The 24,740-nt window shown below is 54.6% G+C and carries 22 protein-coding genes; 16 read left to right on the forward strand and 6 right to left on the reverse strand.

The annotated features are described in order from the left end of the window. Positions 1–12 precede the first annotated feature (12 nt). A complete protein-coding gene (locus tag FPZ49_RS01405) occupies positions 13–2,181 on the forward strand; it encodes a methyl-accepting chemotaxis protein (protein ID WP_144842548.1) in 2,169 nt (722 codons plus the stop codon). 133 nt (positions 2,182–2,314) lie between these two features. Beyond that, a complete protein-coding gene (locus FPZ49_RS01410) occupies positions 2,315–4,141 on the forward strand; it encodes a peptidoglycan D,D-transpeptidase FtsI family protein (protein WP_186445542.1) in 1,827 nt (608 codons plus the stop codon). 49 nt (positions 4,142–4,190) lie between these two features. On the opposite strand, the gene FPZ49_RS01415 is transcribed toward FPZ49_RS01410, so the two are convergent. The 3 genes from FPZ49_RS01415 to pelF form a co-directional block, all read right to left on the reverse strand. After that, complete coding sequence (locus FPZ49_RS01415) at positions 4,191–5,471, reverse strand: ATP-binding protein (protein ID WP_261381192.1); 1,281 nt, start codon at positions 5,469–5,471, stop codon at positions 4,191–4,193. A 102-nt stretch (positions 5,472–5,573) separates the two neighbouring features. Next, positions 5,574–6,371, reverse strand: a complete 798-nt coding sequence (locus FPZ49_RS01420; RefSeq protein ID WP_144842550.1) for a hypothetical protein — start codon at positions 6,369–6,371, stop codon at positions 5,574–5,576. After that, complete coding sequence (gene pelF / locus FPZ49_RS01425; RefSeq protein WP_144842551.1) at positions 6,359–7,792, reverse strand: GT4 family glycosyltransferase PelF; 1,434 nt, start codon at positions 7,790–7,792, stop codon at positions 6,359–6,361. Before pelF ends, FPZ49_RS01420 begins: the two co-directional genes overlap by 13 nt. Positions 7,793–7,950: 158 nt before the next feature. Between pelF and FPZ49_RS01430 the strand changes: the two genes are divergently transcribed. Further along, positions 7,951–8,691, forward strand: a complete 741-nt coding sequence (locus FPZ49_RS01430; protein ID WP_222429847.1) for an endo alpha-1,4 polygalactosaminidase — start codon at positions 7,951–7,953, stop codon at positions 8,689–8,691. A 9-nt stretch (positions 8,692–8,700) separates the two neighbouring features. On the opposite strand, the gene FPZ49_RS01435 is transcribed toward FPZ49_RS01430, so the two are convergent. Continuing rightward, positions 8,701–9,765 (reverse strand): metallophosphoesterase family protein, encoded by a 1,065-nt coding sequence (locus FPZ49_RS01435; RefSeq protein WP_144842553.1) that lies wholly within the window; start codon positions 9,763–9,765, stop codon positions 8,701–8,703. 199 nt (positions 9,766–9,964) lie between these two features. Between FPZ49_RS01435 and FPZ49_RS01440 the strand changes: the two genes are divergently transcribed. The 6 genes from FPZ49_RS01440 (at position 9,965) to FPZ49_RS01465 (ending at position 15,059) form a co-directional block, all read left to right on the forward strand. Next, positions 9,965–10,996: a sucrase ferredoxin gene (locus FPZ49_RS01440; RefSeq protein ID WP_144842554.1), complete on the forward strand. Its 1,032-nt coding sequence runs from the start codon at positions 9,965–9,967 to the stop codon at positions 10,994–10,996. Between the two features lie 170 nt (positions 10,997–11,166). Further along, a complete protein-coding gene (locus tag FPZ49_RS01445) occupies positions 11,167–12,411 on the forward strand; it encodes a DUF2157 domain-containing protein (RefSeq protein WP_144842555.1) in 1,245 nt (414 codons plus the stop codon). Next, a complete protein-coding gene (locus FPZ49_RS01450) occupies positions 12,392–12,922 on the forward strand; it encodes a GDYXXLXY domain-containing protein (protein ID WP_144842556.1) in 531 nt (176 codons plus the stop codon). The genes FPZ49_RS01445 and FPZ49_RS01450 overlap by 20 nt, the downstream gene beginning before the upstream one ends. A gap of 131 nt (positions 12,923–13,053) precedes the next feature. After that, positions 13,054–13,524, forward strand: coding sequence for a hypothetical protein (locus tag FPZ49_RS01455; RefSeq protein WP_144842557.1), 471 nt, complete (start codon positions 13,054–13,056; stop codon positions 13,522–13,524). Next, a complete protein-coding gene (locus FPZ49_RS01460) occupies positions 13,521–14,015 on the forward strand; it encodes a hypothetical protein (protein WP_144842558.1) in 495 nt (164 codons plus the stop codon). The genes FPZ49_RS01455 and FPZ49_RS01460 overlap by 4 nt, the downstream gene beginning before the upstream one ends. Before the next feature lie 102 nt (positions 14,016–14,117). After that, positions 14,118–15,059, forward strand: a complete 942-nt coding sequence (locus tag FPZ49_RS01465) for a lipoate--protein ligase family protein (protein ID WP_144842639.1) — start codon at positions 14,118–14,120, stop codon at positions 15,057–15,059. A 281-nt stretch (positions 15,060–15,340) separates the two neighbouring features. Here FPZ49_RS01465 and FPZ49_RS01470 read toward each other — a convergent pair whose 3' ends face one another. Next, positions 15,341–16,069 carry an alpha/beta hydrolase gene (locus tag FPZ49_RS01470; protein WP_144842559.1) on the reverse strand — a complete coding sequence of 243 codons (729 nt, stop codon included), beginning with the start codon at positions 16,067–16,069 and terminating at the stop codon, positions 15,341–15,343. Positions 16,070–16,389: 320 nt separating this feature from the next. On the opposite strand from FPZ49_RS01470, the gene pdhA reads away from it, so the two are divergent. From pdhA to FPZ49_RS01505, 7 genes are all read left to right on the forward strand, one after another. Beyond that, the gene (gene pdhA, locus FPZ49_RS01475; protein WP_144842560.1) at positions 16,390–17,508 is read left to right on the forward strand and encodes a pyruvate dehydrogenase (acetyl-transferring) E1 component subunit alpha; all 1,119 of its coding nucleotides are present in this window, start codon (positions 16,390–16,392) and stop codon (positions 17,506–17,508) included. 20 nt (positions 17,509–17,528) lie between these two features. After that, complete coding sequence (locus FPZ49_RS01480; protein ID WP_144842561.1) at positions 17,529–18,509, forward strand: alpha-ketoacid dehydrogenase subunit beta; 981 nt, start codon at positions 17,529–17,531, stop codon at positions 18,507–18,509. Positions 18,510–18,538: 29 nt separating this feature from the next. Next, positions 18,539–19,897: a dihydrolipoamide acetyltransferase family protein gene (locus tag FPZ49_RS01485; protein ID WP_144842562.1), complete on the forward strand. Its 1,359-nt coding sequence runs from the start codon at positions 18,539–18,541 to the stop codon at positions 19,895–19,897. A gap of 6 nt (positions 19,898–19,903) precedes the next feature. After that, on the forward strand, positions 19,904–21,319 hold the full coding sequence (lpdA, locus tag FPZ49_RS01490) for a dihydrolipoyl dehydrogenase (protein ID WP_144842563.1): 1,416 nt from the start codon (positions 19,904–19,906) through the stop codon (positions 21,317–21,319). Positions 21,320–21,517: 198 nt separating this feature from the next. Next, positions 21,518–21,973, forward strand: coding sequence for a hypothetical protein (locus FPZ49_RS01495; protein WP_144842564.1), 456 nt, complete (start codon positions 21,518–21,520; stop codon positions 21,971–21,973). 44 nt (positions 21,974–22,017) lie between these two features. Next, positions 22,018–22,671, forward strand: coding sequence for a response regulator transcription factor (locus FPZ49_RS01500; RefSeq protein WP_144842565.1), 654 nt, complete (start codon positions 22,018–22,020; stop codon positions 22,669–22,671). Further along, entirely contained in the window at positions 22,664–23,785 is a 1,122-nt protein-coding gene (locus tag FPZ49_RS01505; RefSeq protein ID WP_144842566.1) for a PAS domain-containing sensor histidine kinase, read from the forward strand. The genes FPZ49_RS01500 and FPZ49_RS01505 overlap by 8 nt, the downstream gene beginning before the upstream one ends. A gap of 88 nt (positions 23,786–23,873) precedes the next feature. On the opposite strand, the gene FPZ49_RS01510 is transcribed toward FPZ49_RS01505, so the two are convergent. Further along, complete coding sequence (locus FPZ49_RS01510; RefSeq protein WP_144842567.1) at positions 23,874–24,425, reverse strand: DoxX family protein; 552 nt, start codon at positions 24,423–24,425, stop codon at positions 23,874–23,876. Positions 24,426–24,740: the final 315 nt, after the last annotated feature.

Below are 24,740 nucleotides of genomic sequence, written 5' to 3' on the forward strand. Positions count from 1 at the left end.
GTGGTGTACCCAGTGAAGGAGAAGCTGTCCTCACTTAAAGCCAGCCTGCAAAAAGCCGGCCAAGCTATGCAAAGCAAGAGTAATCAACCCTCAGAGAAAAAATCGCCCAATGGGATGAACGGAGCGGAAGCGCTCAAAAGCCTCGGACTTCAAAACGTGATGAAATCCGTTGGCATCAAGCTTTTCATTATCTTTTTTGTCAGCATCCTGTTCTTTGTCCTTACGGTGGGATTGACCTCATACAACATCTCCAAAGGCGTTATTCAAAATAAGGTCGGCGACGCGTCCGAGCAGACGATCATTCAAGCCGGTCAAAAGCTGGATTTGCTCTATGCTACCTATGAAGACTTGTCGATGCAAATTATGCTGGATGAAGATCTGAAGAAGATGCTGAACGAATTGGATAATGTCAACAAAAGCAGCTACGATTTTTTGCAGCTCCGGCAGAAGATCAACGACAAGATGAATGTGTTCTCTTATTCCAATAAGACGATCAAGTCGCTGAACATTTTTAAAGGCACGGGGGAGCCGATAACGACCGGTACAGGCGGATTTGCCAAGGAAACCTATGCGCAGGAAGATTGGTTCAAGCGTACGCTGGACGCCAACGGTAGAGCTACGTGGAATGAATCGCGCAGCAAAGGGTTTGGAGATAGTGGGACTGCCGGTGGAGCGCCGACATTTGCATTGACCCGCGTGCTCAAGAGCCCTTCGTCCAATACCATAATTGCCGTATTGCTGATGGAAATCAACATTGACGCGGTGGCCAAAGAGCTTGGCGATATCAATATGGGTGAGGGCGGCAAAACGGTCATTTTGAGCGCCAACCAAAAGCTCGTATATTCGAAGGAACAGGGCATGATCGGCTCCGACGCTTCGCTGGGTGTGGCTGACACTGCTTACGGCAAAGACCACGACCATATGCTGAACGAGAAGAAGGATAATCAGCTCGTCTATTTTAAATCGGCCAAGAACGGCTGGCTGCTTGTAGGCGCTATGCCTGTAGATGAGCTTGTGAAAGATGCCAAAAAAATTTCCATGGTTACCTGGTGGATGGCGTTCTTCGCTACGATCATTGCGGTTGTTATCGGCTTCTTCGTCGCACGGATGATCGGCGGACCGATGATTATGCTGCGCAACTTGATGAAGGATGGCGAGCAAGGTAATCTGCGCGTCCGTATGAACGTGAAGACCCAGGACGAGATCGGCCAATTGGGTCACAGCTTTAACTCCATGATGGAGAAAATCACGCTCTTGGTGCAGCAGACGAACAACTCCGCACAAGAGGTTCTGAATACGGCGATCGAGCTGTCCAACGCTTCGAAGCAGACGGCCACGTCCGCGAAGGAAATTGCGGTTGCGACCGAAGAAATCGCAGGCGGTGCTTCCAGCCTGGCTTCCGAATCGGAGCGCGGCAACGAGCTTACGCATAACATCGGCGTGCAGATGAAGAACGTCGTCAATGCGAACATCTCCATGGGCACTTCCGCATCGGATGTTCAGAAGTCCTCCGAGCAAGGGATTACATACATGTCCGAGCTGATCGGCAAAACGAATTCAACCGAAGCAATGACGCGTTCGATGGTCGAGAAGGTAGACAACTTGAAGGAAAGCACGCGCTCGATCCGCAAAATTCTCGACGTACTTGGCAACATGACGAAGCAGACGAATATTTTATCCTTGAACGCCACCATTGAGGCAGCAAGAGCAGGCACGGCGGGTAAAGGCTTCATGGTCGTCGCCGATGAGATTCGCAAGCTCGCGGACCAATCGAGACAATCGATCTCCGTCGTTGGGGACATCACGGATACGATTCAGAAGGAAATCGACGAGACCGTTAAGGTGCTGTCGCAGGCTTATCCGATATTCCAAGAGCAGATTTCTTCGGTGAAGGAAGCCGACTCCATCTTTAAGCAAGTACAGACGCACATGGGCGGCTTTATTACGCAGCTGTCCGAGGTGACCGAGTCGATCAGCGAGCTGGAAGCGTCGCAGGTCGTTCTGAATGAAGCGATGACGAATGTCAGCGCCGTAGCGCAGCAGTCGTCGGCGACGTCTGAGGAAGTAGCGTCCTTGAGCTCGGAGCAGCTCGGCATCAGCTCCGGCCTCGTGCGTTTGTCGGACAAGCTGGAGGAGCTGTCCAACTCGCTGAAGGAATCGTTATCGAAATTCCAAGTTTAATATAGTTAAGCATGAGCGCTCGCCCAGATGGGGTGGGCGCTTTTTTTTCGTCGCGTGCCGGTTTGATGAAGCGGCTTAAAGATCATACTGGTACTTAATGTAAGGATCTGATCTGTGAGAAGGTGCCGCAGCATTGAACAATGAGTGGAAACTGAAAAAACATCGGATTTTTATCGCGCTGCTGTTGATTGTGGCTGTGCTCTTTGCTTGGAATGCCCGATTATTCTGGATTCAAGTGGCCGCGGCGAGAAGCTTTACTGAACGGGGCATTGATCTGGTAGGCAATTCGGTCATTCAGCGTGAGCAGGGGATTGTGCTCGATAGCGGGAGAGGGGACTTTTATGACAGGCATGGGGTATCGCTTACCGGCAACGAGCTCAAGGTGCTGACGGTGTACCCGATTCGAGAGGATGACACTCCGTCAGCGGTGGAACGCAGGCGGGCGGAATTGGCGAACGTGGCGCGCATTTTGAAGATACCGACGGAGGCATGGAGTGCTTTTGTCCAAGGGCTGAGGACGCCGCAAATGTGGTCGCAGAACGGACACCCTGTCGACTTGACGGAGGAGCAGGCGAAGAAGGTGGAGGCGATGGGCCTGACCCAGGTGCGGGTGATGACCTACAAGCAGCGCTATGAGCCCAGTCAGACGGCCAGCCAGGTGCTGGGGTATATCAGCCAAAATCCGGATCGCGTCACGCGTCAATATACGGATCAGTTCCATAAAGGCGAGCTGCAGCTGACGAGCAAGATCGGCAATGCCGGGCTGGAAAAGACGTTCGAGCCCTGGCTGCAAGGTATCGGTCCGACGTCGGTGTCGCTTTTTATGGATGCGGGGAAGCATGCGGTCGGAGGCTTGGATGTGCGAACGATTAGGCCGGATAGTCCTTACTATCCTCTGAAGGTCGTCACTACGCTGGACAAGCCATTGCAGGAAACCATCGAAGCCCGCATGGATCAGCTCGGGATTGCTGAAGGGTCGGTTGTGGTGCTGGATGTGAACAATGCCGATGCGATCGCGATGGCCAGTCGGCCGGCTTTTGATCCGGAGCATATTGACCTCGCCCAGGGCAGCTGGAGCAATCGGGCAGTGAAGGCGGTCGCGCCGGGCTCGATCTTTAAGACAGTCACGGCCGCAGCGGCGCTGGAGGAGAAGGTGGTCAAGCCGGACGATGTTTTTGACTGTGAGGGCGAGCTGGGGCAGTATGGTTTTACTTGCTGGAAAAAAGAAGGGCACGGTCATATTACGCTGGAAGAAGGCTTTGCGCAGTCTTGCAATATTGTTTTTGCCAAAGTGGCGGAGCTGGTCGGCGGGGAGAAGCTGGAGAAGTATGCCCGCAAGCTGGGACTCGATACGCAGGTCGGCTGGACGGACGAGGTGCCGGGGCAAGCGGCGTTCCATCAAGTGGACGGGGAGGAGAAAGGGCAAATCTATCATTCCGAGGCGCTGAAAAAGGATGAAGGCGCGCTGATTCAAACGGCTATCGGTCAACGGGATGTTCTGGTCAGCCCGCTGCAGGCGGCCAACCTGATTGTCACGCTGCTTCATCAGGGGAAGGTGCTGTCGCCACGCCTTGTGCAGGAAATCCGGTTTCAGAATGACCGGCTGTACCAGTCGTTTCCGAGTAAACGGCTCGATACGATCGAGGAGCGGGCGATTCAACCGGCGACGGCTAAGGAGCTGCTGACGTTTATGGGCGACGTGGTGGATCATGGCACCGGCAAAGCGCTGAAAGCCGCCAAATGGTCCTTGGCCGGCAAGTCCGGCACAGCGCAGATTTCGCTGAAGGGCGGGAAGCCGGGAGAGAACCATTGGTTCATCGGCTACGGGCCGACCGAGAAGCCTCGCTATGCGGTAGCGGTGCTGGTGCAGAATGTACCCGAAGGACAGCGGAACAAGTCGATCGCTTTGTTTCAAGGGGTGATGGATGCGCTGGCAGCGGCGGAGGGGCGTGTGAAGTGAGAGGGAAAACCGGGTACAAAATAAAAAACCTCCGGCGAAATGTCGGAGGTTAATGGTAGGAGGTCGTGTGCAGAGACGGGATGAGAATGGAAAAGCAGGTGCCCTTGCCAATCTCGCTGGTGACGTCGATGCGTCCGTGAATGTTTTGGATGACGCGGTACGTGACCATCATGCCGAGGCCGGTTCCTTTGCCACGGGTGGAGTAGAATGGGGTGCCCAGACGCCCCAGCTCCTCCTGGGTCATGCCGACCCCATTGTCGATGATGTCAATGCAGACCGTTTGATTTTGCAGGGAGGCGACGATTTGCAGCTTGCCTCCGCTGGGCATCGCTTCGATCCCATTTTTGCAGAGGTTGATGATGCATTGCACGAATTTATCCGCGTTGGCGCTGATCATTAGCCGGTCCTGCATATCGGTTTCGACCGAGACATGCCGAAGGTCAGCGAATTCTTGCAGAGTGTTGAGCGCCCTCAGAATCAACTGCTTCGCATCGACCAGATCGATGGATTCCAGCTGCGGCTTGGCGAACGATAGGTAATCATCGATAATCGATTGCGCTTTATCCATTTCATCGATCACCATCTGATTGTAAATCTGGCGCTTGTCCTCTGACAGCCCGCCTTGCTTCATGATTTGAACGAACCCACGTGCGACCGTCATCGGATTGCGAATCTCATGTGCGAAGGAGGCGGCGAGCTCGCTCAGTACGTTCATTTTTTCGTTGTGCTGCAGCTGCTTGCGAAGGTCCACGTTCTGTTTCATCTGGCGAACGATGAGCGCGACGATCGTCATGGTAAACGTATGGAACATAAAGTAAATACCAAAAAACAAATAAAAATTGGAAGTGATCGGTTTGCCATTCAACAGCTGAGAGGCCAAGGTCACAACAGCTACGATAAAAGCATTGCCAAAGCCGATCAAAGCGGCTATTCGAATACTGTAGAGCCGTTCGGGGTGAGCAGCCGTCCGCTTTTTACAATACCAGAGCAAGAGGAGTATGAATCCGATGGTCACCGGCTGCCAGTACACACCGAAGCCCCCTAAAAAGATCCGGTAAGCGAAGATCATCGCTGCAACCACCAGCGCATAATTCATCCCGGCGTAAAAAAAGCAAATGACGAGCGGAATGACTCGTAAGTCGTACTGAAATCCGGGGATCAGCTCGACAGGGTGAGACATCGCGAACACCGAAAGGGCTGCGCACAGACCCGTCGTAATCCATCGGTTTGCCGATTCATTGTAACGCTGCAGTCGGTCGAGACTAAACACCTGAAACAGGAGTACAGGTGTAATGATGAGCAGTACATTTAAGAGCAGCGGAGTTTCCAATGTGTATTCCATCACCTTTGTGCATGATCTAAGGCCTATCTGTCCCTTATGTATTCGACAATCATTACTAAAATCCTACAGCTTACCAAAAAAACTCACAATTTACCGTTGTCGAAAAAGGGTTAGAACACGTGTGCATATCGTTTCTTTGGCATGGTGCGCACTCACAAGGAATGAGAGACAGAGATGTGCCTCGATCCGCATGAGAACGCGCTGAAGCCGCCAACCACTCCACAGCAGGGGGAGAATGGAGGCCGTTAACGAGCACCACTTGAGGGGCATGAGGGTCCAAGCGATACCAGTGAAAGGGACTACCAGATGCACCACGCTAAAAAATGCCGAAGCAATGACGCTGCCACGCCGGTCCCCTAGCATCAGAAGTACGATTATGAGTCCGATGACGAGCGTATCTGTTATAGCGCCGAGGCCATAGGCAAGAACGCCTTCAGCCAGCCAGAGCCAATGCATCAGCAGGACACAGCCGAGCAGCAAAAGGACTTGGGCGAGCAGAGGCCAAATGGCTTTCACCAAACGGAGCTTGCTTTCAAGGATTTCATCTAGTGTCCCTCCAGCTGCGATCACGCAGCGCAATTCCAAGAAGCGATCTCGAAATAGAGATCGAAATAAAAGCATAATCAGTACCATGATAAAAATAAGCGATACAACGGCGGCTGCGGATATATTAAACAGCGTCACCTCATCCACGCTCAGCCCGCTAATCGGTGCTGCCCACAAGGCAGCAAGCGCCGGAAGCACCACGGAACACCCAGCAAGAGGAGCAGCAATAACGCACGCACGGCCAAACGAAAAAGCACTTTGATCCGATGCATCCCGATCCTGATTCTGATGTCGATGCTGCTGCCGATGCGGATTATGCAGCTTGCCCCCTATCCCGGCCATCCGCTCACCACCTCATCGTACAGCTTTCGGTAGGCCTCGGTAACTTGGCTTAGCCGGTATTTGCGCTCCACCCGCTCACGCCCGGCTTGTCCCATCGCCGTTCGCGTCTCGGGCGCTCGGCAGAGCTGCACGAGACGCTCGGCCATCGCCTCTGGGTCGCCCGGGGGGACAAGGCAGCCGGCCGGCGCAGTGTCCTGCGAATCGCTGCCTTCGAGCAGCTCGCGGCAGCCGCCGACGTCCGTGCAAATCCATGGAATGGCCGCAGCCATTCCCTCCAGAATCGCTAGCGGCTGCCCTTCGCTAACACTGCTGAGAAGCAGTACATCCACGTGCGGCAAATATTCCGTCACCTCGACTAAGCCGAGGAAGCGGACAAACGAATCGAGCTCCAGCTCATGGACAAGAGCACGGCACTCTTCAGCATACGTCGGTTCCTCGTCGACAGGTCCCATAATCCACAGCTCCAGCTCAGGGAGCTGGCGGCTAGCAAGCGCAGCAGCGTGGAGCATCGTCTGGATATCTTTGATCGGGACGAGCCGGACCATGGCTCCGCACACGAATCCGCGGGCAGCCGAATCCAGAGCGAGTCGGGGGAGCTGAGCGAAACGCTCATAGGAGACGCCATTCGGGATGACGACGGAGCGCTCCGAAGGAAGCCCGAGTCCGAGCTGAATGGCGCGAGCCTCCGACGTTAACGCAACGGTCCGATCGGCTGTCCTGTACGCACACTGCGCCAAATGATAAAAATAATCGACCCAGCGGGGCTTGAACTCGGCTTCCGGCCAAGCGGCCTGCCAAAGCTCCTGCTCCCGCTCACGAGCGTAAATCCCGTGCTCCGTCAAAATAAACGGCTTCCGGTGCTTGAAGCGTAACGAGGCCGCCAGAAGTCCAGCGTACCCCGTAGAGACGGCATGGTATATATCTCCTTTAGGATAGTCTTGCTGGAGCAAGGAAAGCGCGGGAACCACCATCGCATGCCAGCTCTGTACATAAGCATGGAACGAGCCGTACGGCGTCTCCTGCCGGTAACGCTCCATCAGCCACGGCCAGAATGCCGGGCTGGCCAAATACGTCAGCGGATTCCCGAGCCTCTTCGGGTCGGCGAGCATCGGCAGCGCCTTCTCCAGATCGGCATGGCCTGCAAAAGCAAACCAATCCAAGCAGGCCTGCGCTTCCGCCGGGCTAAGACGAGGCCCTCGGCCTTCGGACAGCGCCAGATAATCCATCAAATACACATCGTGCACCCGGGTCAAATTGTCAGGCTGCGGGTACCTCCATTGCGACGCTTCCTCGCGCGACGAAGAGATTGCGATCACCTCGAATTCGTGCTCCGGCATACCCGTAATAAGCATCTGAATCCAGCTGGCCACGCCGCCGAATATATAAGGATAGCTTCCTTCCACGATCAGGATGATTTTCATAAGCTGTTTGGTTTGCACCGCTTTCAAGCGAAGTAGGGTGTGAGCCGATGTCCGGCGGGTTGCGGTTTTTTACAGCTCCCATGGTAGGCATATCGCGGCTCCGGTGTGTATAATGAGAAGCGACCGGCTACCGGAAAAGAATGAAGCAGGTGTGCGACATGCGTTTGGCAAGTGTAAAAAGTTTCATGATTTATTATGGCCATCCAACGGCGGAGACCATGTCCCGTTTAAAGCAGACCGACCTCGCCATCATCGAGCCCCAGCAGTACACGAAGGAGCAGATCGATGAGCTAAGGTCGGCCGGAACGTTCGTAATTGCGTACATCAGCGTAATGGAAAGTCCGACCTGGAACCTGTGGCGGACGAATCGGCTGAAGCCAGACCACTATTGGATGGAGAACGGTCAAAGGCTTCATTTTACCGCGTGGGACTCGTATTTGATGGACTTGCGTAAAGAGGAATACCGCGAGCTGCTGCTCCATGAAATTGAAAGGATGGCGGTGGCAAAAGGCTCCCAGGGCCTACTCCTGGATACGGTCGGAGACATCGACGATTATATCGAGCAGCCATTCCTCCGCGAAGATCTGCGCGCAGCCTATCGCCGCTTCTTGATGGAAGTAAGCTCACGGTTCGGCACGCTCACGCTGATTCAAAACCGAGGCTTTGAATCGCTGAACGTCGCTGCGCCTTATCTCCATGGCTTCCTCTGGGAGGACTGGAGGGCCGGCTGGCAAACCAACGACTGGATGCTGCAGCGCGTTCGCCGGCTGCTGTCAGCAAAGCGAAGCGGTCTGCAGGTGTTTACGGTCAGCACAGCGGCGGAGTCCGATAGCGGCAAGGAAGCCGAAGCGCTGCAGTTTATCCATCATTACGCTCCAGATGGTTATCTCACGTTGTAACTTTGAAATTTAGACGAACGGAACCGTCCACTCGGCACCGTCAATCCAAGATCGATCGCTGAACTCGCGGCCGCGGACAACGACTTGATGCGAGTAAACCTGCACGTACATTCCCTGCGCCGTGTTGTTGGACTGTCCAGCTGCAGGACGGGTTCTGCCGACGGAAGCGTTGTTGAACCAATGGAACGTATTTTCCTTATTGTAGTGATCTTCTCCGACGAAGCTCCGATGGGTGTGCCCAGACAGCACGATGACATTGCGGTAAGGCTCCAGAATGGCACGGAACCGCTTGGCCGGAATGAGACGGTGAGAACCGCCGTCAGTTCCAGGCTCAGGGAGCGGCTGATGAATAAACACGATCGCCGGTTTGCCGTCCTGATGCGCCTTCATCGTTTGCTCCAGCCAATTCAGCTGGGTCTCCGAATACCAAGCCCCTTCACCAACCTCCGGTCTTTCCTGCACGTAGCATTCCTGCGACACCATAATCAGATGGATCCCCTTCACCCATACGTCCAAATAAGGCTTATCTTGATAGCCGATATACTTCATGAATCGATCGCGGGACATAGCGTCCGTCTTGCCGTTAGGCATCGTCTCCGTAGAAAACTCTCCCTTAGAGGTCAGCCAAACATCGTAATAATCATGATTCCCCATATTCCCATAGACAGGGGGCAGCGTGTACCCGTTCATAATTTTGCCGAGCAGCTTGTAATCGCTCTCCCGCCCAAAATCCGTCAAATCCCCCCCGAGCACGATCGTATCGACAGCGGATTCGAAGTTGGACACGTCCTTTAGCGCAAAATGGAGCTTATCGGTCATGGTCGATTCGCCGACTGAAATATGCAGGTCACTGAGCAAAAAGAAGGATAACAGCGGGTCCTTCGAAGGCGCTGGCGGCGCCGGCTCAGGTAGAGGGGCAGCCGTTTCCTCCGGAGCACCGGCAGGAGTGGCAGCACTGCCGGTCTCCGCCTTCACCGTCTCCCGGTTGAAAAATTGAAACGCTGCAGTGCCGCCACCGGCGACCAGCGCTAAAAAGGCAATCATCTGTTTAATAAAACGACGTCTCGAGATCATCGGGACTTCCCCTCCGGCCATAGTTCTTCTGCTCTATATAGCTCCATTATATAGGAGACCTAAGCGAAACGGAAGAATAAGGAATATTCCAGTGGCTATTGACACGAAGCCAAAAGCTGGTTATCATACGAAAATGATAATCATTATCATTTCCGAGGATGCCGGATTATGAGGTCCAAACCGGCAGCTGGCTTCCAGCTTGCAGCTACAGACAGCGAGATGGTCAGAGGAGGAGATCACCATCGAAAATCAGTGTACGGTTGACATGGGGCGCTGCGCCGCGGTGTCCCGGAGCTTACAGGAAAACATGGGCGGAACGGCCTCCGTTCATGAACGATATGTTTGGGTAGAGGTTCCGCTGCCTTGGGAGTACGATGTGAAGCAGTCGCGCCATTTTCCCGCTGGATTGATGGAGCTGCACCGCGAGATGGGAGAAAACGGGATTCGCTTTAATCTGCTCGCCTGTGCTTCAGAGCAGCCGTCGACGCCGCCCGGGCATCGCAGAGTACTGTTTTTCCTGAGACCGGCCGGACCGTTTGCTGCCTTCGAGCGACAAGAATATGTGGTTCCCGAAGAGATGATCGGCACATTAATTCAAGCGGTTTGTGCGGAAAAAGGGGCTGCAGAGCCGTTCGAAAGCTACAAGCTCGCTGATTCGGGGACGTTGGACTTGTTCGTCTGCACGCACGGCAGTCACGACGTCTGCTGCGGCAAGGATGGCTATCCGTTCTATGCGGAGCTGAAAGACCGCTATTCCGGAAGAGAACGCGCTGTGCGGGTGTGGCGTGCGAGCCATTTTGGCGGCCATCGGCTGGCTCCTACGATGATTGAATTCCCGAGGGGCAGATACTGGGGGCACATGACGGTGCAGGCTGCCGATGTGCTGTTGAGCGCGACTGGAGAAGTGCAGCAGCTGTATTCCCACTATCGCGGCTGGGCGGGGCTCATGGCCTATGAGCAGCGAGTGGAGCGGGAGATTTGGCTTCACGAGGGCTGGCCATGGCAGGAGTATCTCAAAACCGGCTATACCGCCGAGCCGCAAGAGGATGGAGGCGTGCAGGTTCGGATCGATTACCAATCCGTGAACGGCGCTGTGACCGGCAGCTATGAGGCAGTTGTACGTGAAACCGGCCATGTGGACATCATCGGCTGCGATTTTAACGCGCCGCGAGCATATAAGCAATTTGCGGTCGAAAACTTGAAAAAGCTGCAGCCGCAGCAGGATACATAATTATTTTTTCTCAAAACCGCTAACCTTCGACTCTCGGTGGGGGCGGTTTTTTTGTTGTGCGAATAGGAAGGTACTAGGTGAAGATAGTACTGTTCAACGGAAATAGAAGGGGTATACTTGAATTAACAGGACCTGCCGGACTTGGCAGTCCATTCAAGAGGTGATGCTGGATGAGCCGAAAATGGGTGGAAAAAGAAGCCCCGATATGGGTGGAGCGGGGGATTGTGACCCGTGAGCAAGCCGATCGCATAATGGATTTGTATGAAGATAAAAAGCATGCGCTGGGACTGCTCCCGATTCTAGGGAGTATCTTGGTGGGGCTAGGGATTCTAAGCTTTATCGCCGCGAATTGGCAGGACCTTCCGGAGCTGCTGCGGCTCTCGATGATCGTGGTGTTCATGGCCGGGTTTTACGGTGCAGGCGATACGCTGCTGCGGCGCGGGTACGAGAAGCTGGGTCTAGCCATCGTTAGCTTGGGCGTCGTCAGCTTTGGCGCGGGCATTATTTTGATCGGGCAAATGTTTCACTTGGTGGCCTACAATGCGGTCTCGTTCATTCTATGGGCGACAGCCGCCATGCTAACCGGGTATTTGTATCGCAGCCGTTATTTATACTTGATCAGTCTACTGCTCTTTGATGTGGCGCAGATTTATAGTGTGTCGGAGTTTAATTCATTTAGCTACACGGACTTTGCGTTGATGGCTCTTGGCCTCGGGTATTACGGCTGGCAGCGGCGCAGCAGTCTCTTGATCTGGTGCTTTAGCTTGAGCGTGACGCTGCACGCCATGCTGTGGGTGAACGCGGAGGAAGCCAAATTCGTCTGGATGTTTATCCCGGCGATGGCGCTCTACGTCCTCGGCGATTGGCTGAAGGAGCGGGCGGGCGGTTATGCGCTGCAGGCGGCCCCCTTGGCGTCGGCGTTTGTGTTCGGCATCTTCATGGTTCTGTTTACGGATGAATGGAATCGGGGTATGCTGAGCGACCATTTGCGTCCTGAGCCACTGTACTATGTTACCGCTTTGCTTGTGCTGTTTGTCGTCTCACTGGTTGGGAAGCTGCGGAGCCGCCGGGCATCGAGTGCGTTTGAATGGATCTTGCTGGTGCCTTACATTTACTTGCCGGCTAGCGGTATCGATGTGATGTACTTGCTGGCGTTGTTCTTTTTCTCGCTGTATGTACTGTGGCGGGGGTATGCGGAGGAGTGGCGCTTCAAAATCAACTTCGGTACGGTGCTGTTCATCTGCAGTACGCTGGTCGCATATGGCAAGCTGACGTGGAAGTTTATGGATAAGTCGTTGTTTTTCATCATCGGCGGGGTGCTGCTGCTCGGATTGAGCTGGTTCCTGAACCGGAGGAAAAAGCAAGTGCTGCACGATGGGAAGGAGGGGGACGGACATGACGGTAACGAACATTAAGCGCCGCTCCTGGCTGGCCGCCGGTCTGGTGCTTCTGCAGGTACTGGTGCTCGTCGGAATGGCGGTTTCCTTTTATGCGGTCAGCTGGTTCGGTCAGGAGCTTCGGGTGAAAACGGTGCCTGTGGATCCGAAGGATTTGCTGTACGGCGATTATGTGGCGCTAAGCTACGATATCAGCCGGCTAGATCCATCGCTGTGGAAGGAGGCAGGCAGCAAGCCTCAGCGTGGGGATTCGATCTACGTCGTGGTCAAACCGGGGGCTGACGGGCTGGCGGAAGCCGTTGGGGCGTACCGGTCGAAGCCTTCGCTGCAGGCGGGCGAGCTGGCTCTTCGCGGACAGGTGGATTACAGCTGGGATGACGGGATTCGGGTAGTGTACGGCGTGGAGAAGTACTACCTGCCCGAAGGGACGGGCAAATCGCTAGAGCAGAAGGCCAGCAAGCTGATCGTGCACATGAAGGTGGCGCCTTGGGGGCAGCTGAAGATTGAGGCGCTGGAGGATCAGACCTAAGAGGAGTAGAAAATCGTCTTGCCATGAGGCCATGGTGAGGCGATTTTTTGCGTTTAAAGCCAGGTCATATCGCCGATAATGGACAGTGTTCTTTCTATATGTTGAATAAATCTGATGCGGGTGGGAAACCGATGTCGCTGGCGATCTGTGTATTTATTACTTGCTGTACCTTGATCACTCTGACCTTAATTCCAAAGAAGCTGTCCGAGCTGGACATGGTGTTTGTTTATTTTAGCAGCACAATTTTTGAGCTCAGTATTTTCACAATCTTTCATGTCAATCTAAACTGGATCGCGGTCAATCCGAGCGTGGAGACGTCGTTTGCCGATCTGGTGCTGCGTTTGATCCACATCCCGCTGCTGCTCCTCATTTCGACGAACATCTTGTTATATAACTGGAAAGTGCTGAAATGGCTGATTGTGGCCGGCATGCTGCTCATATGCCTTCCGATGCAGGTGCTGCTGGAACGGCTTCAGATTATCTCGACTCCGCATTGGAACGTTTTTCATACGCTGGTGACGTTTGCCGGATATATGGCGTTTTCAAGATGGATGGCATGGTGGATTCGTTATGTCGGGCGGAAAGTAGCGAATGCGCGATGATTGTTTATGACACACGGTTCAATTCCAACGAATGGTTTATTCTTGGAGGCTTAGTGCTCGGATTTACGGTGATCTACTTTTTGCCTAAGCGATTTTCGAAAAAGCATGCGGTCGTCTATTTTATGTGCGGCGTGTTCAGCGGCTTTTTCTTTGATCATTCTTTGAGTGTAGAGCCTCGAAGCTTCTATGATGTGAATGATACCTCAAAGTATGAGTTCATGGATTTTCTGTCTTACTTTTCCTATGGCTCCATCAGCTATTTGTTTTTTTACTTCTATGATCGCTTGTACATCCATACTTCCGCTGGAATTGCCGTATATGTGCTGGGCTGGTCTTTGCTGTCCGTCGGCATCGAATGGCTTGCTGTTCTTGTGGGCGTCTTTCACTATCAGCTGGGGTACAAGCTTGCTTATTCGTTCCCAATTTACTTGATCGTACAAACGTGCTGGGTGGCGTTCTTTTGCCGGTACCGGAAGATCAGTGAAGCTTAGCGCTCGTCGTATGCCGCATTACTTGCATTGAAGCCATGTCCTGACTACAATGTGGTAGATGTGAAAAAGGAACGGTGTACGGGAGAAAGGACGAGAGTGCGGATGGATCAAATGGGGCTGGATAGCGGACTGAACAATCTCCTGCTGCTGGATCGAACGGAGGAGCTGGCCGAAGCGGAGGTGCTGTACCCGTTTGCGCTGGAGGAGCTGCTGTGCAAGCATGTGGGCGAGGGCGGGTCGCCGCTGGTTCACCTATGGCGGCATCCGCGCGCCTTTGTGATGGGGCTGCGGGACAGCCGGCTGCCGGGGGTGGCAGAGGCAAAGCAATGGCTTGAGGCGCAGGGCTACTCGGTCGCAGTGCGCAATTCCGGCGGTGCGGCGGTGCCGCTGGACCTCGGGGTGGTCAATGTGTCGTTGATTTTGCCGAAGCGCAGCCAAGGCGCCATTGATTTTCACGATGATTTCGAGCGGATGTACCGCTTGATTGGTGAGGCGCTGCTGGCAACCGGCCAGGGCGTGGACAAAGGTGAAATTCAAGGGGCGTACTGCCCCGGGGACTATGATTTGTCCATCGGCGGGCGCAAGTTTTGCGGCATTGCCCAGCGTCGCCAGGCACACGCGTATGTAGTGCAGGCGTTTGTGGTGGTGACCGGCTCGGGCGAGGCGCGCGGCGAGCTGGCTGGAGGGTTTTATGCGCGAGCCGGCGGCGGTGTGGGAGCGGCAGAGCGAGACGCGGCAGCACGAGTGGAGGCGGCGGGAACGAGTGAAGCGTGCGCGATGTCGGAAGCCGCGAAAGTCGAGGCGGAGCGAACGAAGGCGATGGATTATCCGCGGGTGACGGCGGGCAGCATGGCGAGTCTCGAGGAGCTTGCAGGCGTGCAGCGCCCGGAGGATTTTATCGAAGCGGTCAAGCGGGCAGTGAGGCAGCGGCAAACGTCGGATGGAATGCACGCTGCCGCAGCAGGCCTGTGGCTGCCCGAGCGGGGGCAGGTGCTGGAGATGGTGGAATCGCTCCGCATACGCTATGGAATCAAGGATGTGTAGTGTGCGAGGCGGAAACAAGCGTATGAGCAATAGTGGAACTGGCTTCCGCTATTCGGGCCTAAACCGGCTTGTAAGTTGAAATAGCGGAACTGGTTTCCGCTATTTGTGCTTTTCAAGGCTTGAAGCGGGTTACCTGGCTAAATAACGGAATACAGTTCCGTTAGCGATCAACTATGTCCTGCGATGAAAGGAATAGCGGAACCAAGTTCCGCTAATCGGTCTGAGACGGTGCGATTTGGCGGTCCGAGACACGAACCAGCTGCTCGACCCTCCACGATTCGCTACCCCAAGAAATGCTGGAGCATCCACGGCAGCTCATTTTGCCAAAAGCCCCATAGGTGCTTACCCGGCTTCTCTACATATTGCAAACGGCAGCTTCTCTCTTCGAGAAGCTTTTTTGTCGTGCGGTTTTCTTCCAAAAAGTTGAACACGCCGCGCTCGGTTTTGACCTCGGTTTCGTCCGTGCCGATGACCATCAGAAGCTCCATCCAAGACAAGTCAGCCTCCTCTGCCAAGCGCTCTCGGGTCGTATGTAAAAATGCGCCGGATAAGGATAGTACTTTGCTAAATAGGCTAGGATAAGCTAAAGCAAGGTGCAAGGAAACCGTACCGCCTAAGGAGTCGCCAGCGAGAACTCGCTCGTCAGCGGTGGCGCGGACGGGGTATTTTTGCTCGATAAAGGGCACCAGCTCCTCAGCGAAAAATCGGCAGTAAGCGGCATTGCGATCCCCTTCAGGCGCATACTCGGAAGTGCGGACGCGCTTGTCGACATCCACGCCGACGATCAGGACAGGCTCCACGCCCTCGTCGAAAATGAGCCGGTTCATGGTGGTGGCGATGCGGCCGAAATTAAAAAAATCATCACCATCCTGGCAGTACACGACAGGGTAGGACAGCAGCTCGTTGTAGCCGGGCGGCAAGTACACTTTGACGGCTCTGTCCAGCCCAAGGGAGGCGGAAGGCACGGTTTCTTTGATGATCGTACGTTTGTAGTAAATCTGGTCGTCCATGGGGAGTACCTCCAAGTGATGGCAATTGTCAGTGTAGATGCAGCTATCAGCTAAGCTGGAAAACGATGGCATGAGAATTGGAAAAGATTGCGGAATGAAATGACAAAAAATGTCGGCTGCCCACGTTGTATTATAATAGATTTGTGAATTTTATTAATCTGTACTATCTATTTTGCGCAACTGTTATAGTGGTATTCACGGGGCAATATCACATTTTTCAAGTAGGTTATTGTATTATGAACAAAAACAGGTTTATAATACTACTATAACAGAAAGTCATTAATTTCGACATTTAAATCCATCATTGAGGTGATATTGAAATGAGCAAGGCAAGTGATGTGGCTGTGAAAGAAGCAAGCAAGCCGTATGAAGTAGCCGTACAACCGGTGACGCCTTTGTCCGTGCTGTCGACTGACGGGACGGTTGTTAATCCGAATGAGATGCCGAATCTCACCGACGAGCAGTTGAAAGAATTGATGAGACGTATGGTATTTACCCGTACGTGGGATCAGCGCGCAGTGAACCTGACTCGCCAAGGCCGTCTGGGCTTTTACGCACCGGTTTCCGGTCAAGAAGCTACGATGGTGGGCAGTGAGTTTGTACTGAATAGAGACGATTTTGTTTGCCCGGGCTACCGCGATATGCCGCAAATCGTATGGCATGGTCTGCCGATGTACCAGGCGTTCTTATATTCCAGAGGTCATCAGCATGGAGGTCAAATTCCGGCGGATGTGCATGTTTTGATGCCGCAAATCATCATCGGTGCGCAAATTTTGCATGCGATGGGCGTGGCGATGGCGTTCAAGAAAAAAGGCGAGAAGCGCGTAGCGATCACCTACACAGGCGACGGCGGTTCCTCCGAGGGCGACTTCTACGAAGGTCTGAACTTTGCGGGTGCGTTTAAGCTGCCTGCGATTTTCGTCGTGCAAAACAATGGCTATGCCATTACAACACCGTTCAGCAAGCAAACCGCGGCGGAATCCGTAGCGCACAAAGCGGTCTCCGCAGGGATCAAAGGCGTACAGGTTGACGGGATGGACGTTCTGGCTGTTACCAAAGCGGTACAGGACGCTGCAGAGCGCGGCCGCAGAGGCGAAGGCGCAACCTTGATCGAAGCGATCACGTACCGCTTCCTGCCACACTCGATGTCCGGGGATGACCCGTCCAAATACCGTACTAAAGAAGAAACAGCCGAGTGGGAGCAAAAAGATCCGCTGAACCGTTTCCGCATTTTCCTCACGAACAAAGGCCTGTGGTCCGAAGCCGAAGAGGCGCAAGTCGTGGAAGAAGCGAAGAACACGGTTGCTGAGATGATCAAGAAAGCCGAAGAAACGGAAAAAATGACGGTGCCAGGCCTTATCGACAGCATGTTCGAAACGACGCCTCACCATTTGGAAGAGCAAAAAGCGGAATACTTAGCTGCAACTAGCAAAGCGTAGAGGAGAGGAGATTTTCAGCCATGGCTCAAATGACAATGATTCAAGCGATTAAGGATGCGATGCGCGTCGAGCTGCAGCGCGATCCTAACGTAGTGATATTCGGGGAAGACGTTGGTAAAGTCGGCGGCGTATTCCGCGCAACGGAAGGCCTGCAAGGCGAATTCGGAGAAGAGCGCGTATTTGATACGCCGCTGGCCGAGTCCGCGATCGGCGGTATGGCCGTCGGGATGTCGACACAAGGCTTCCGTCCGATTATGGAGATTCAGTTTGTTGGATTTATTTTTGAAGCGCTGGACCAAATCGCAGTGCAAGCGGCGCGTCTGCGCTACCGTTCCGGCGGTCGTTACAATGCTCCAATCACGATCCGTACGCCTTTTGGCGGTGGGGTAAAAGCGGCAGAGCTGCACACTGATCCACTGGAAGGCTTGCTCGTGCAAACCCCAGGGATTAAGGTTGTTGTACCTTCCAACCCATACGATGCCAAAGGTCTGTTGATCTCGGCCATCCGCGACAACGACCCTGTATTCTTCATGGAGCATTTGAACCTGTACCGTTCGTTCCGCGCTGAAGTGCCAGAGGGAGAATACACGGTGCCGATCGGCAAAGCGAACGTCGTTCGCGAAGGCTCCGATGTTACGATCATCACCTACGGTGCGATGGTTCACACCTCGCTGAAAGCTGCTGAAGAGATCGAAAAAACGCGCGGCGCAAAGGTTGAAGTCATCGACCTGCGCACGCTGATGCCGCTGGATATCGACACGATCGTCGAGTCGATCAAGAAGACGAACCGCGCGATTGTTGTTCAAGAAGCGCAAAAAACAGCCGGTATTGCGGCTGAAGTGATCGCGCAAATCAATGAGAAGGCGATTCTCCACCTGGAAGCTCCGGTTCTGCGCGTCGCACCTCCGGATACGGTGTATCCTTTTGCGCAAGTGGAAGATCAGTGGCTTCCGAACCCGGCCCGCATCGTGGCGGGATTGAATCAAGTGCTGGATTTCTAATCTAGAGGACCGAGGGAAGGTGAGAGACCATGGCAGTATTTGAATATCGGTTTCCTGAGCTGGGCGAAGGAATCCATGAGGGCGAAATCGTCAAGTGGCACGTGAAGCCCGGCGATACCGTAAATGATGAAACGATCCTGATGGACGTTCAAAACGATAAATCGACGGTTGAAGTACCGTCACCGGTAGAAGGTAAAATCATCGAGCTGAAGGTTAGCGAGGGTACGGTGTGCACGATCGGCGACATTATCGCTGTGATCGATGTCGTTGGCGAGATCCCGCAGCAGGCGGGCGGCCATGGACATGGCGCCGCGACAGCGGTAGCCGAGGCTCCGGCGCCAGCTGCTGCTCCGGCGCCAGCTGCTGCTCCTGCGGCGGCTCCGCCTGCGGCGGCGCAAGCCGCACCAGCTGCCACAGCACCGGCTGCGGCAGCGCCAACAGCACCGGCGGGCGGCGCGGTGCTGGCTACTCCGAGCGTGCGCAAGCTCGCTCGTGAGAAAGGCGTGAACATCGCCAGCGTGACCCCGACCGGCCGTAACGGCCGCGTGACACGCGAGGATGTTCTCGGCTTTACCGCCGGCGGCGCGAGCGCGCCGGCAGCAGCAGCTGCGCCAGCTGCGGGCGAAGCCCCGGCAGCGGCAGCGGCTCCAGCAGCCAGCACGGCGGCAGCTGCAGTGGGCGGCGAGCGCGCGGAAGAGCGCGTGCCGCTGAAGGGCATTCGCAAGGCGATTGCGAATGCGATGGTCAAGAGCGTCTACACGGCTCCGCACGTGACGCTCATGGACGAAGTCGACGTTACGCTGCTCGTGAAGCTGCGTGAGAAGGCGAAGCCGGTGGCCGAGAAGAAAGGCACCAAGCTGACGTACCTGCCGTTCATCGTGAAGGCTTTGGTAGCCGCAGCTCGCCAATTCCCGGTCATGAACGCGATGATCGACGAAGAGAAGCAAGAGATCGTCTATAAGAAGTACTACCACATCGGGATCGCAACCGATACGGAGCAGGGCCTCATCGTTCCGGTCATCCAGGATGCGGACCGCAAAAATATTTGGACCATCGCCGAAGCGATCAAAGACCTCGCAGCCCGCGGCCGCGACGGCAAGCTGGGGCCAAGCGAGTTGAGAGGCTCGACGCTGTCGATCACTAACATCGGCTCGGCAGGCGGCATGTTCTTTACACCAGTGATCAACTTCCCTGAAGTGGCGATCCTGGGTACAGGCCGCATCACGGAGAAGCCAGTCGTGAAAAACGGCGAAATCGTCGTCGCTCCAGTCATGGCGCTGTCCTTAAGCTTCGACCACCGCATCATCGACGGGGCAACGGCACAAAACTTTATGAACTATATCAAGCAGCTGCTGGCTGATCCAGAACTGCTTGTCATGGAGGTGTAACCTGCGATGGTAGTAGGAGACGCATCGGTTGAAATCGACGTGCTCGTCATCGGCGCAGGTCCCGGCGGATATGTGGCGGCCATTCGTGCCGCCCAGCTGGGCAAAAGCGTACTGGTTGTAGACAAAGCCGAGCTCGGCGGCGTCTGCTTGAACCGTGGCTGTATCCCATCCAAGGCGCTGATCTCTGCCGCACATCAGTATGAGATCGCGCAGCACGGCTCGTCCATCGGCATTATGGCGGACAACGTCAAGGTCGATTTTGCCAAGGTTCAGGAATGGAAGAACGGCATCGTGAAAAAGCAAACCGGCGGCGTAGGCATGCTGCTGAAGGGCAACAAAATTACGGTATTCAACGGCGAGGCGCTGTTCATCAACGAGCATGAAGCCCGCGTGTTTAACGATAACGAAACGGCCCGTTACAAATTCAATCACTGCATCATCGCGACCGGCTCCCGTCCGATCGAGCTGAAGGCATTCCCGTACGGCGGGCGCGTGCTTTCCTCGACGGAGGCGCTGCAGCTGAACGAAATTCCGCAAAGCCTCGTTGTAATCGGCGGCGGCTACATCGGCATCGAGCTGGGCCAAACGTTCGCGAAATTCGGTACAAAAGTAACGGTACTGGAAGGCTCCGATGCCATCCTGCCGGGCTTTGAAAAAGAGCTGTCCCAGCTCGTAGCGCGCAACCTGAAAAAGTCCGAGGTGGAAGTTGTAACCGAGGCGCTGGCTCAAGGCTGTGTGCAAACCGATAAGGACGTTACCGTAACCTACACCGTAAAAGGTGAGGAAAAGAAAGTAACGGCCGACTACGTGCTCGTTACGGTTGGCCGTCGCCCGAATACGGACGGCGATCTGTCGCTGGAGCTGGCCGGGATTCAAGTGGGCGAGCGAGGCCTCATTCCAGTCAACGAAAAATGCCAAACGAACGTACCGCACATCTACGCGATTGGCGATATCGTGGCCGGTCCGGCGCTGGCTCACAAAGCTTCCTACGAAGCGAAGGTCGCGGCGGAATCCATCGCTGGGATGCCTAGCGTAGTGGATTACAAAGTGATTCCGGCGGTCGTCTTCTCCGATCCGGAAATCGCCGGTGTCGGTCTGAGCGAGACCGAAGCCAAAGCGAAGGGCATCAACCTTGCGATCGGCAAGTTCCCTTACGGCGCGAACGGCCGCGCACAATCGATGAACGCAACGGACGGCTTCGTGAAGCTGGTTGCGGACAAAGACAGCGGCCTGTTGATCGGTGCTCAAGTCGTAGGCGCAGAGGCTTCCAACCTGATTGCTGAGCTGACGCTCGCCATCGAGATGGGCGCTACGCTCGAGGACATCGCGCTGACCATCCATGCGCATCCGACGCTGGGTGAGATTACGATGGACGCCGCGGAAGGCGCACTCGGTCATCCGATTCATCAGCTGGGCAAGTAATTCTTTTATATAGAGCAGTCCGAGGGCGTTCGCCCTTGGGCTGTTTTTGCATGTAAACAGGGGGTTTCGCATCCACGATCAGGGGATTCCCTGACTTACTTTGGTCCTCACACCCGCTACAATAGAATGAAGGGGTACTTTGTTTGTTACTTAAATTGCCGCAAGACATGTCGGTAGATGGTGGAGATGAAAGGGATCATGACGGACATTCATACCGTCTTACAAGAGCTGAAACAAGGGTCGGCCAGCGAGTTCTGTGCGATCGCTTGGGCGGATCGAGACAATCGGATGCTGCGATGGCAAGCGGCAGCGGGCAATTTGAACGAGCGCTATCGCCAGATCAGCTTCCGTTCCGGGCAGGACCTGGCTGGATTGGTCTGGCGGATCGGGCGACCGGAAGCGCTCGATGCGGGCACGGCGGGCTACGAACGAAAGCGAAAGGAATCGCCCATTATGCTCGCGGAGCAGCTGCTTGCCGCGGCTGCGTTTCCGATCTCGCTACAGGCCAGCGGCCCGGGCGTTCTTTTGGTCGGCAGCCGAGCTTTGCGTTTATATACCGCGGGCGATCTGGAGCGCATTTCAGCCGAGGTAGGAGTGGTTTTTGGCAGCAGTATCGGTAGTGGAGGGATTGAAGGGGATGCGCTTCACTGGTAAGATGAGGGCAGAGCAAGTGTACGTAAAAAGGGCAGGGTGAGAACATGATCAGAATCGTCATCGTGGATGACCATGCGGTGGTCCGTTCCGGGCTGAACACACTTTTACACGGAAAGCATGAAATGGTGGTGGTTGGAGAAGCGGCGGATGGCGACGAAGCCATTCGGAAGGCGGAGGAGCTGAAGCCGGATGTCGTGCTGATGGATCTCAGCATGCCTCATGGCAAAGACGGGCTTAGCGCAACCACGATCATTAAGAAAGCATTGCCGGATACGTCGGTGCTCATCTTAACAATGCACGACGACGAAGAGTATTTGTTCCGGGCGATTCATTCCGGTGCCTCCGGCTACGTGCTCAAGAGCGCGCCGCACGAGGAGCTGCTGACAGCGATTCAATCGGTTGCCGCAGGGGATGCCTATTTGTACCCGACCGCCACCAAACGCCTCATGGGTGAATATTTGGAGCGGATCAAGCGCGGAGAAAATGCCGGCTCGTACGAGTCGCTTTCGGAGCGGGAGAAGGAAATTTTGGGATGGACGGCCAAAGGGTATTCGAACAAGGAAATCGCTGAGAGCCTGTTTATCAGTGTGAAAACGGTGGAGACTCACAAGAGCCATCTGATGGAGAAATTGGGGCTGAAATCGCGGCCGGAGCTGGTCAAATATGCGATGAAACGGGGATTGTTAAACTTTGACTAGTGCACATTCCGATTCCGGAGCCATCGGCCGAAACGTCGAGTACTTGCTCGGCGAGTTGGACCGCCATATTCATGATCCCGCTTACCGTGATCGGCTCAAGCGGTCGCTCAAGCAGCTGATCGATGTGAAATTTGCTTTGGATGAGTCCTCGATTGTTGCGATTACGGACCCTCGGGGCAAAATTTTATACGTCAACGATACGTTTTGTAAAATTTCTAAGTTTAGCCGCGACGAGCTGCTCGGTCAGGATCATCGGATGATTAATTCCGGCCATCACAGTAAGGCGTTTATGAAACAGCTGTGGGCTACCATCTCATCAGGCCAGGTGTGGTCCGGAGATATTAAGAACAAAGCCAAGGACGGTACGTATTACTGGGTGAATACGACGATCGTTCCTTTTTTGAGTGAGGCTGGAGAGCCGTACCAGTATTTGGCCATCCGCAATGAAGTGACCCGTCTGAAAAAGATCGAGGAAGAGCTGCAGCACATGATGACCAAGGTCATTCAAATTCAGGAGGAGGAGCGGCAGCGCTTTTCCCGCGAGCTGCATGACGGCATCGGGCAAAGTCTGTTCTCGCTGCTCATTCAGATGGACCATATCATTAGCGAGCATCAGCTCGCAGGGCAGCTTGGCAAGCTGCGCCAAGAGGTATCGCATATTATGGAGGATGTGCGAGGACTGGCTTGGGAGCTCAGGCCTTCGATCCTCGATGACATGGGCGTCGTTCCCGCGATTCGCCGTCATCTGGAGAAGTTCTCGCAGCATTATGGGATTCAGGTGGATTTTGAATGCAATTTGCGCAAGCGGCTGAGCTTCCATATGGAGACCGCCATTTACCGCATTATCCAGGAGTCGCTTATGAATCTGGCGAAGTATGCGGAAGTATCTAGCGCATCGCTAAGTATCCGTGAAACGGAAAACATGCTGTTCGTAGAGATTGTGGATCATGGCAAAGGCTTTGATCTGAACGCTGATCGCAGCGGCGTGGGGCTATTCAGTATGGAGGAGCGGGCGAGGGGGATCGGCGGGACCTTGAAGGTGCGCAGCGTGCCGGACGATGGTACGACGGTTACGCTAACGGTACCATTGCAGAGGGATGATTCTGTGAGGTAAAATGTTATTAAGAGCAGAGAGCTTAAAAAACGTCCGGAGATGAGACCCGGACGTTTTTTTCTTTTACCTCACTGCCGGCTGCAGGGGCTTACGCATGAGCCGGATGATGCTTGTCGCCGCCACGGCCGTGGCCGTGGTCGTGATGCTTGAAGACGTTCACGAGGTGGTGCACATACGGTTTCACGTAGTAGGCGACCCCGAATCGTCCTGCGTTCGCTCCAGCGGTGATGAGGATAATGCCGAGCAATGTCAACCAAGGGTTAGTGCTTACCGTTCCGGCGAACATATACATGAAGTTCATCAGCAGCCCGAAGAACATGGCCGTTGTGGTGAGCACTCCGAGGATGAGTCCGATCCCGACCAGAAGCTCACCCCATGGAATCAGAAGGTTAAACAGCTTCACATTCGGCAGGGCGAAGGCTTTGAGGAAGGCTACGAAGGTAGGGTAGACTGCCTCATGGGTGGCGGTGTCTGCAATCGGCTTCGCGATTGCATTGGTCAGAAATCCGGTGGCGTCAAACGGCTTCGCTCCGGTAATTTTGTGCCAGCCGGCGGTGAGCCATTCCCATCCGACATAGAGTCGTAAGAAGGTCAGCAGCACTGCCGCGGCTTTATTTTCACGTAACCATTTCGTTAACATAGAAATCTCTCCCTTATTTTATTAGTGAAATTTATCACAAAGTGCGGTATGCATATTAGTCTTTTATACCATAGCTGACGATTTTGGCTGTTAAGATCGCTTGAACCGGCGGTCATTTTTTAGCGGGACTCGGTTAGGTCTTGCTTGTTGAAGTTTCATTTGGCGCCGCCCCTTTCCTCTGTTCTATGTCTTTATCATACCGTCCTCGAGCTTTCGTGAACATCGGTGGGACCCCTGAGCTTGAGGGGGATTCTTCCCTATATTTGGATTCAGGGTTTTCACTCCGGGCTGGAGCGATGATAAAAAATGGCCTTT

The organism is Paenibacillus cremeus (assembly GCF_007786445.1).
Taxonomy (GTDB): domain Bacteria; phylum Bacillota; class Bacilli; order Paenibacillales; family NBRC-103111; genus Paenibacillus_G; species Paenibacillus_G cremeus.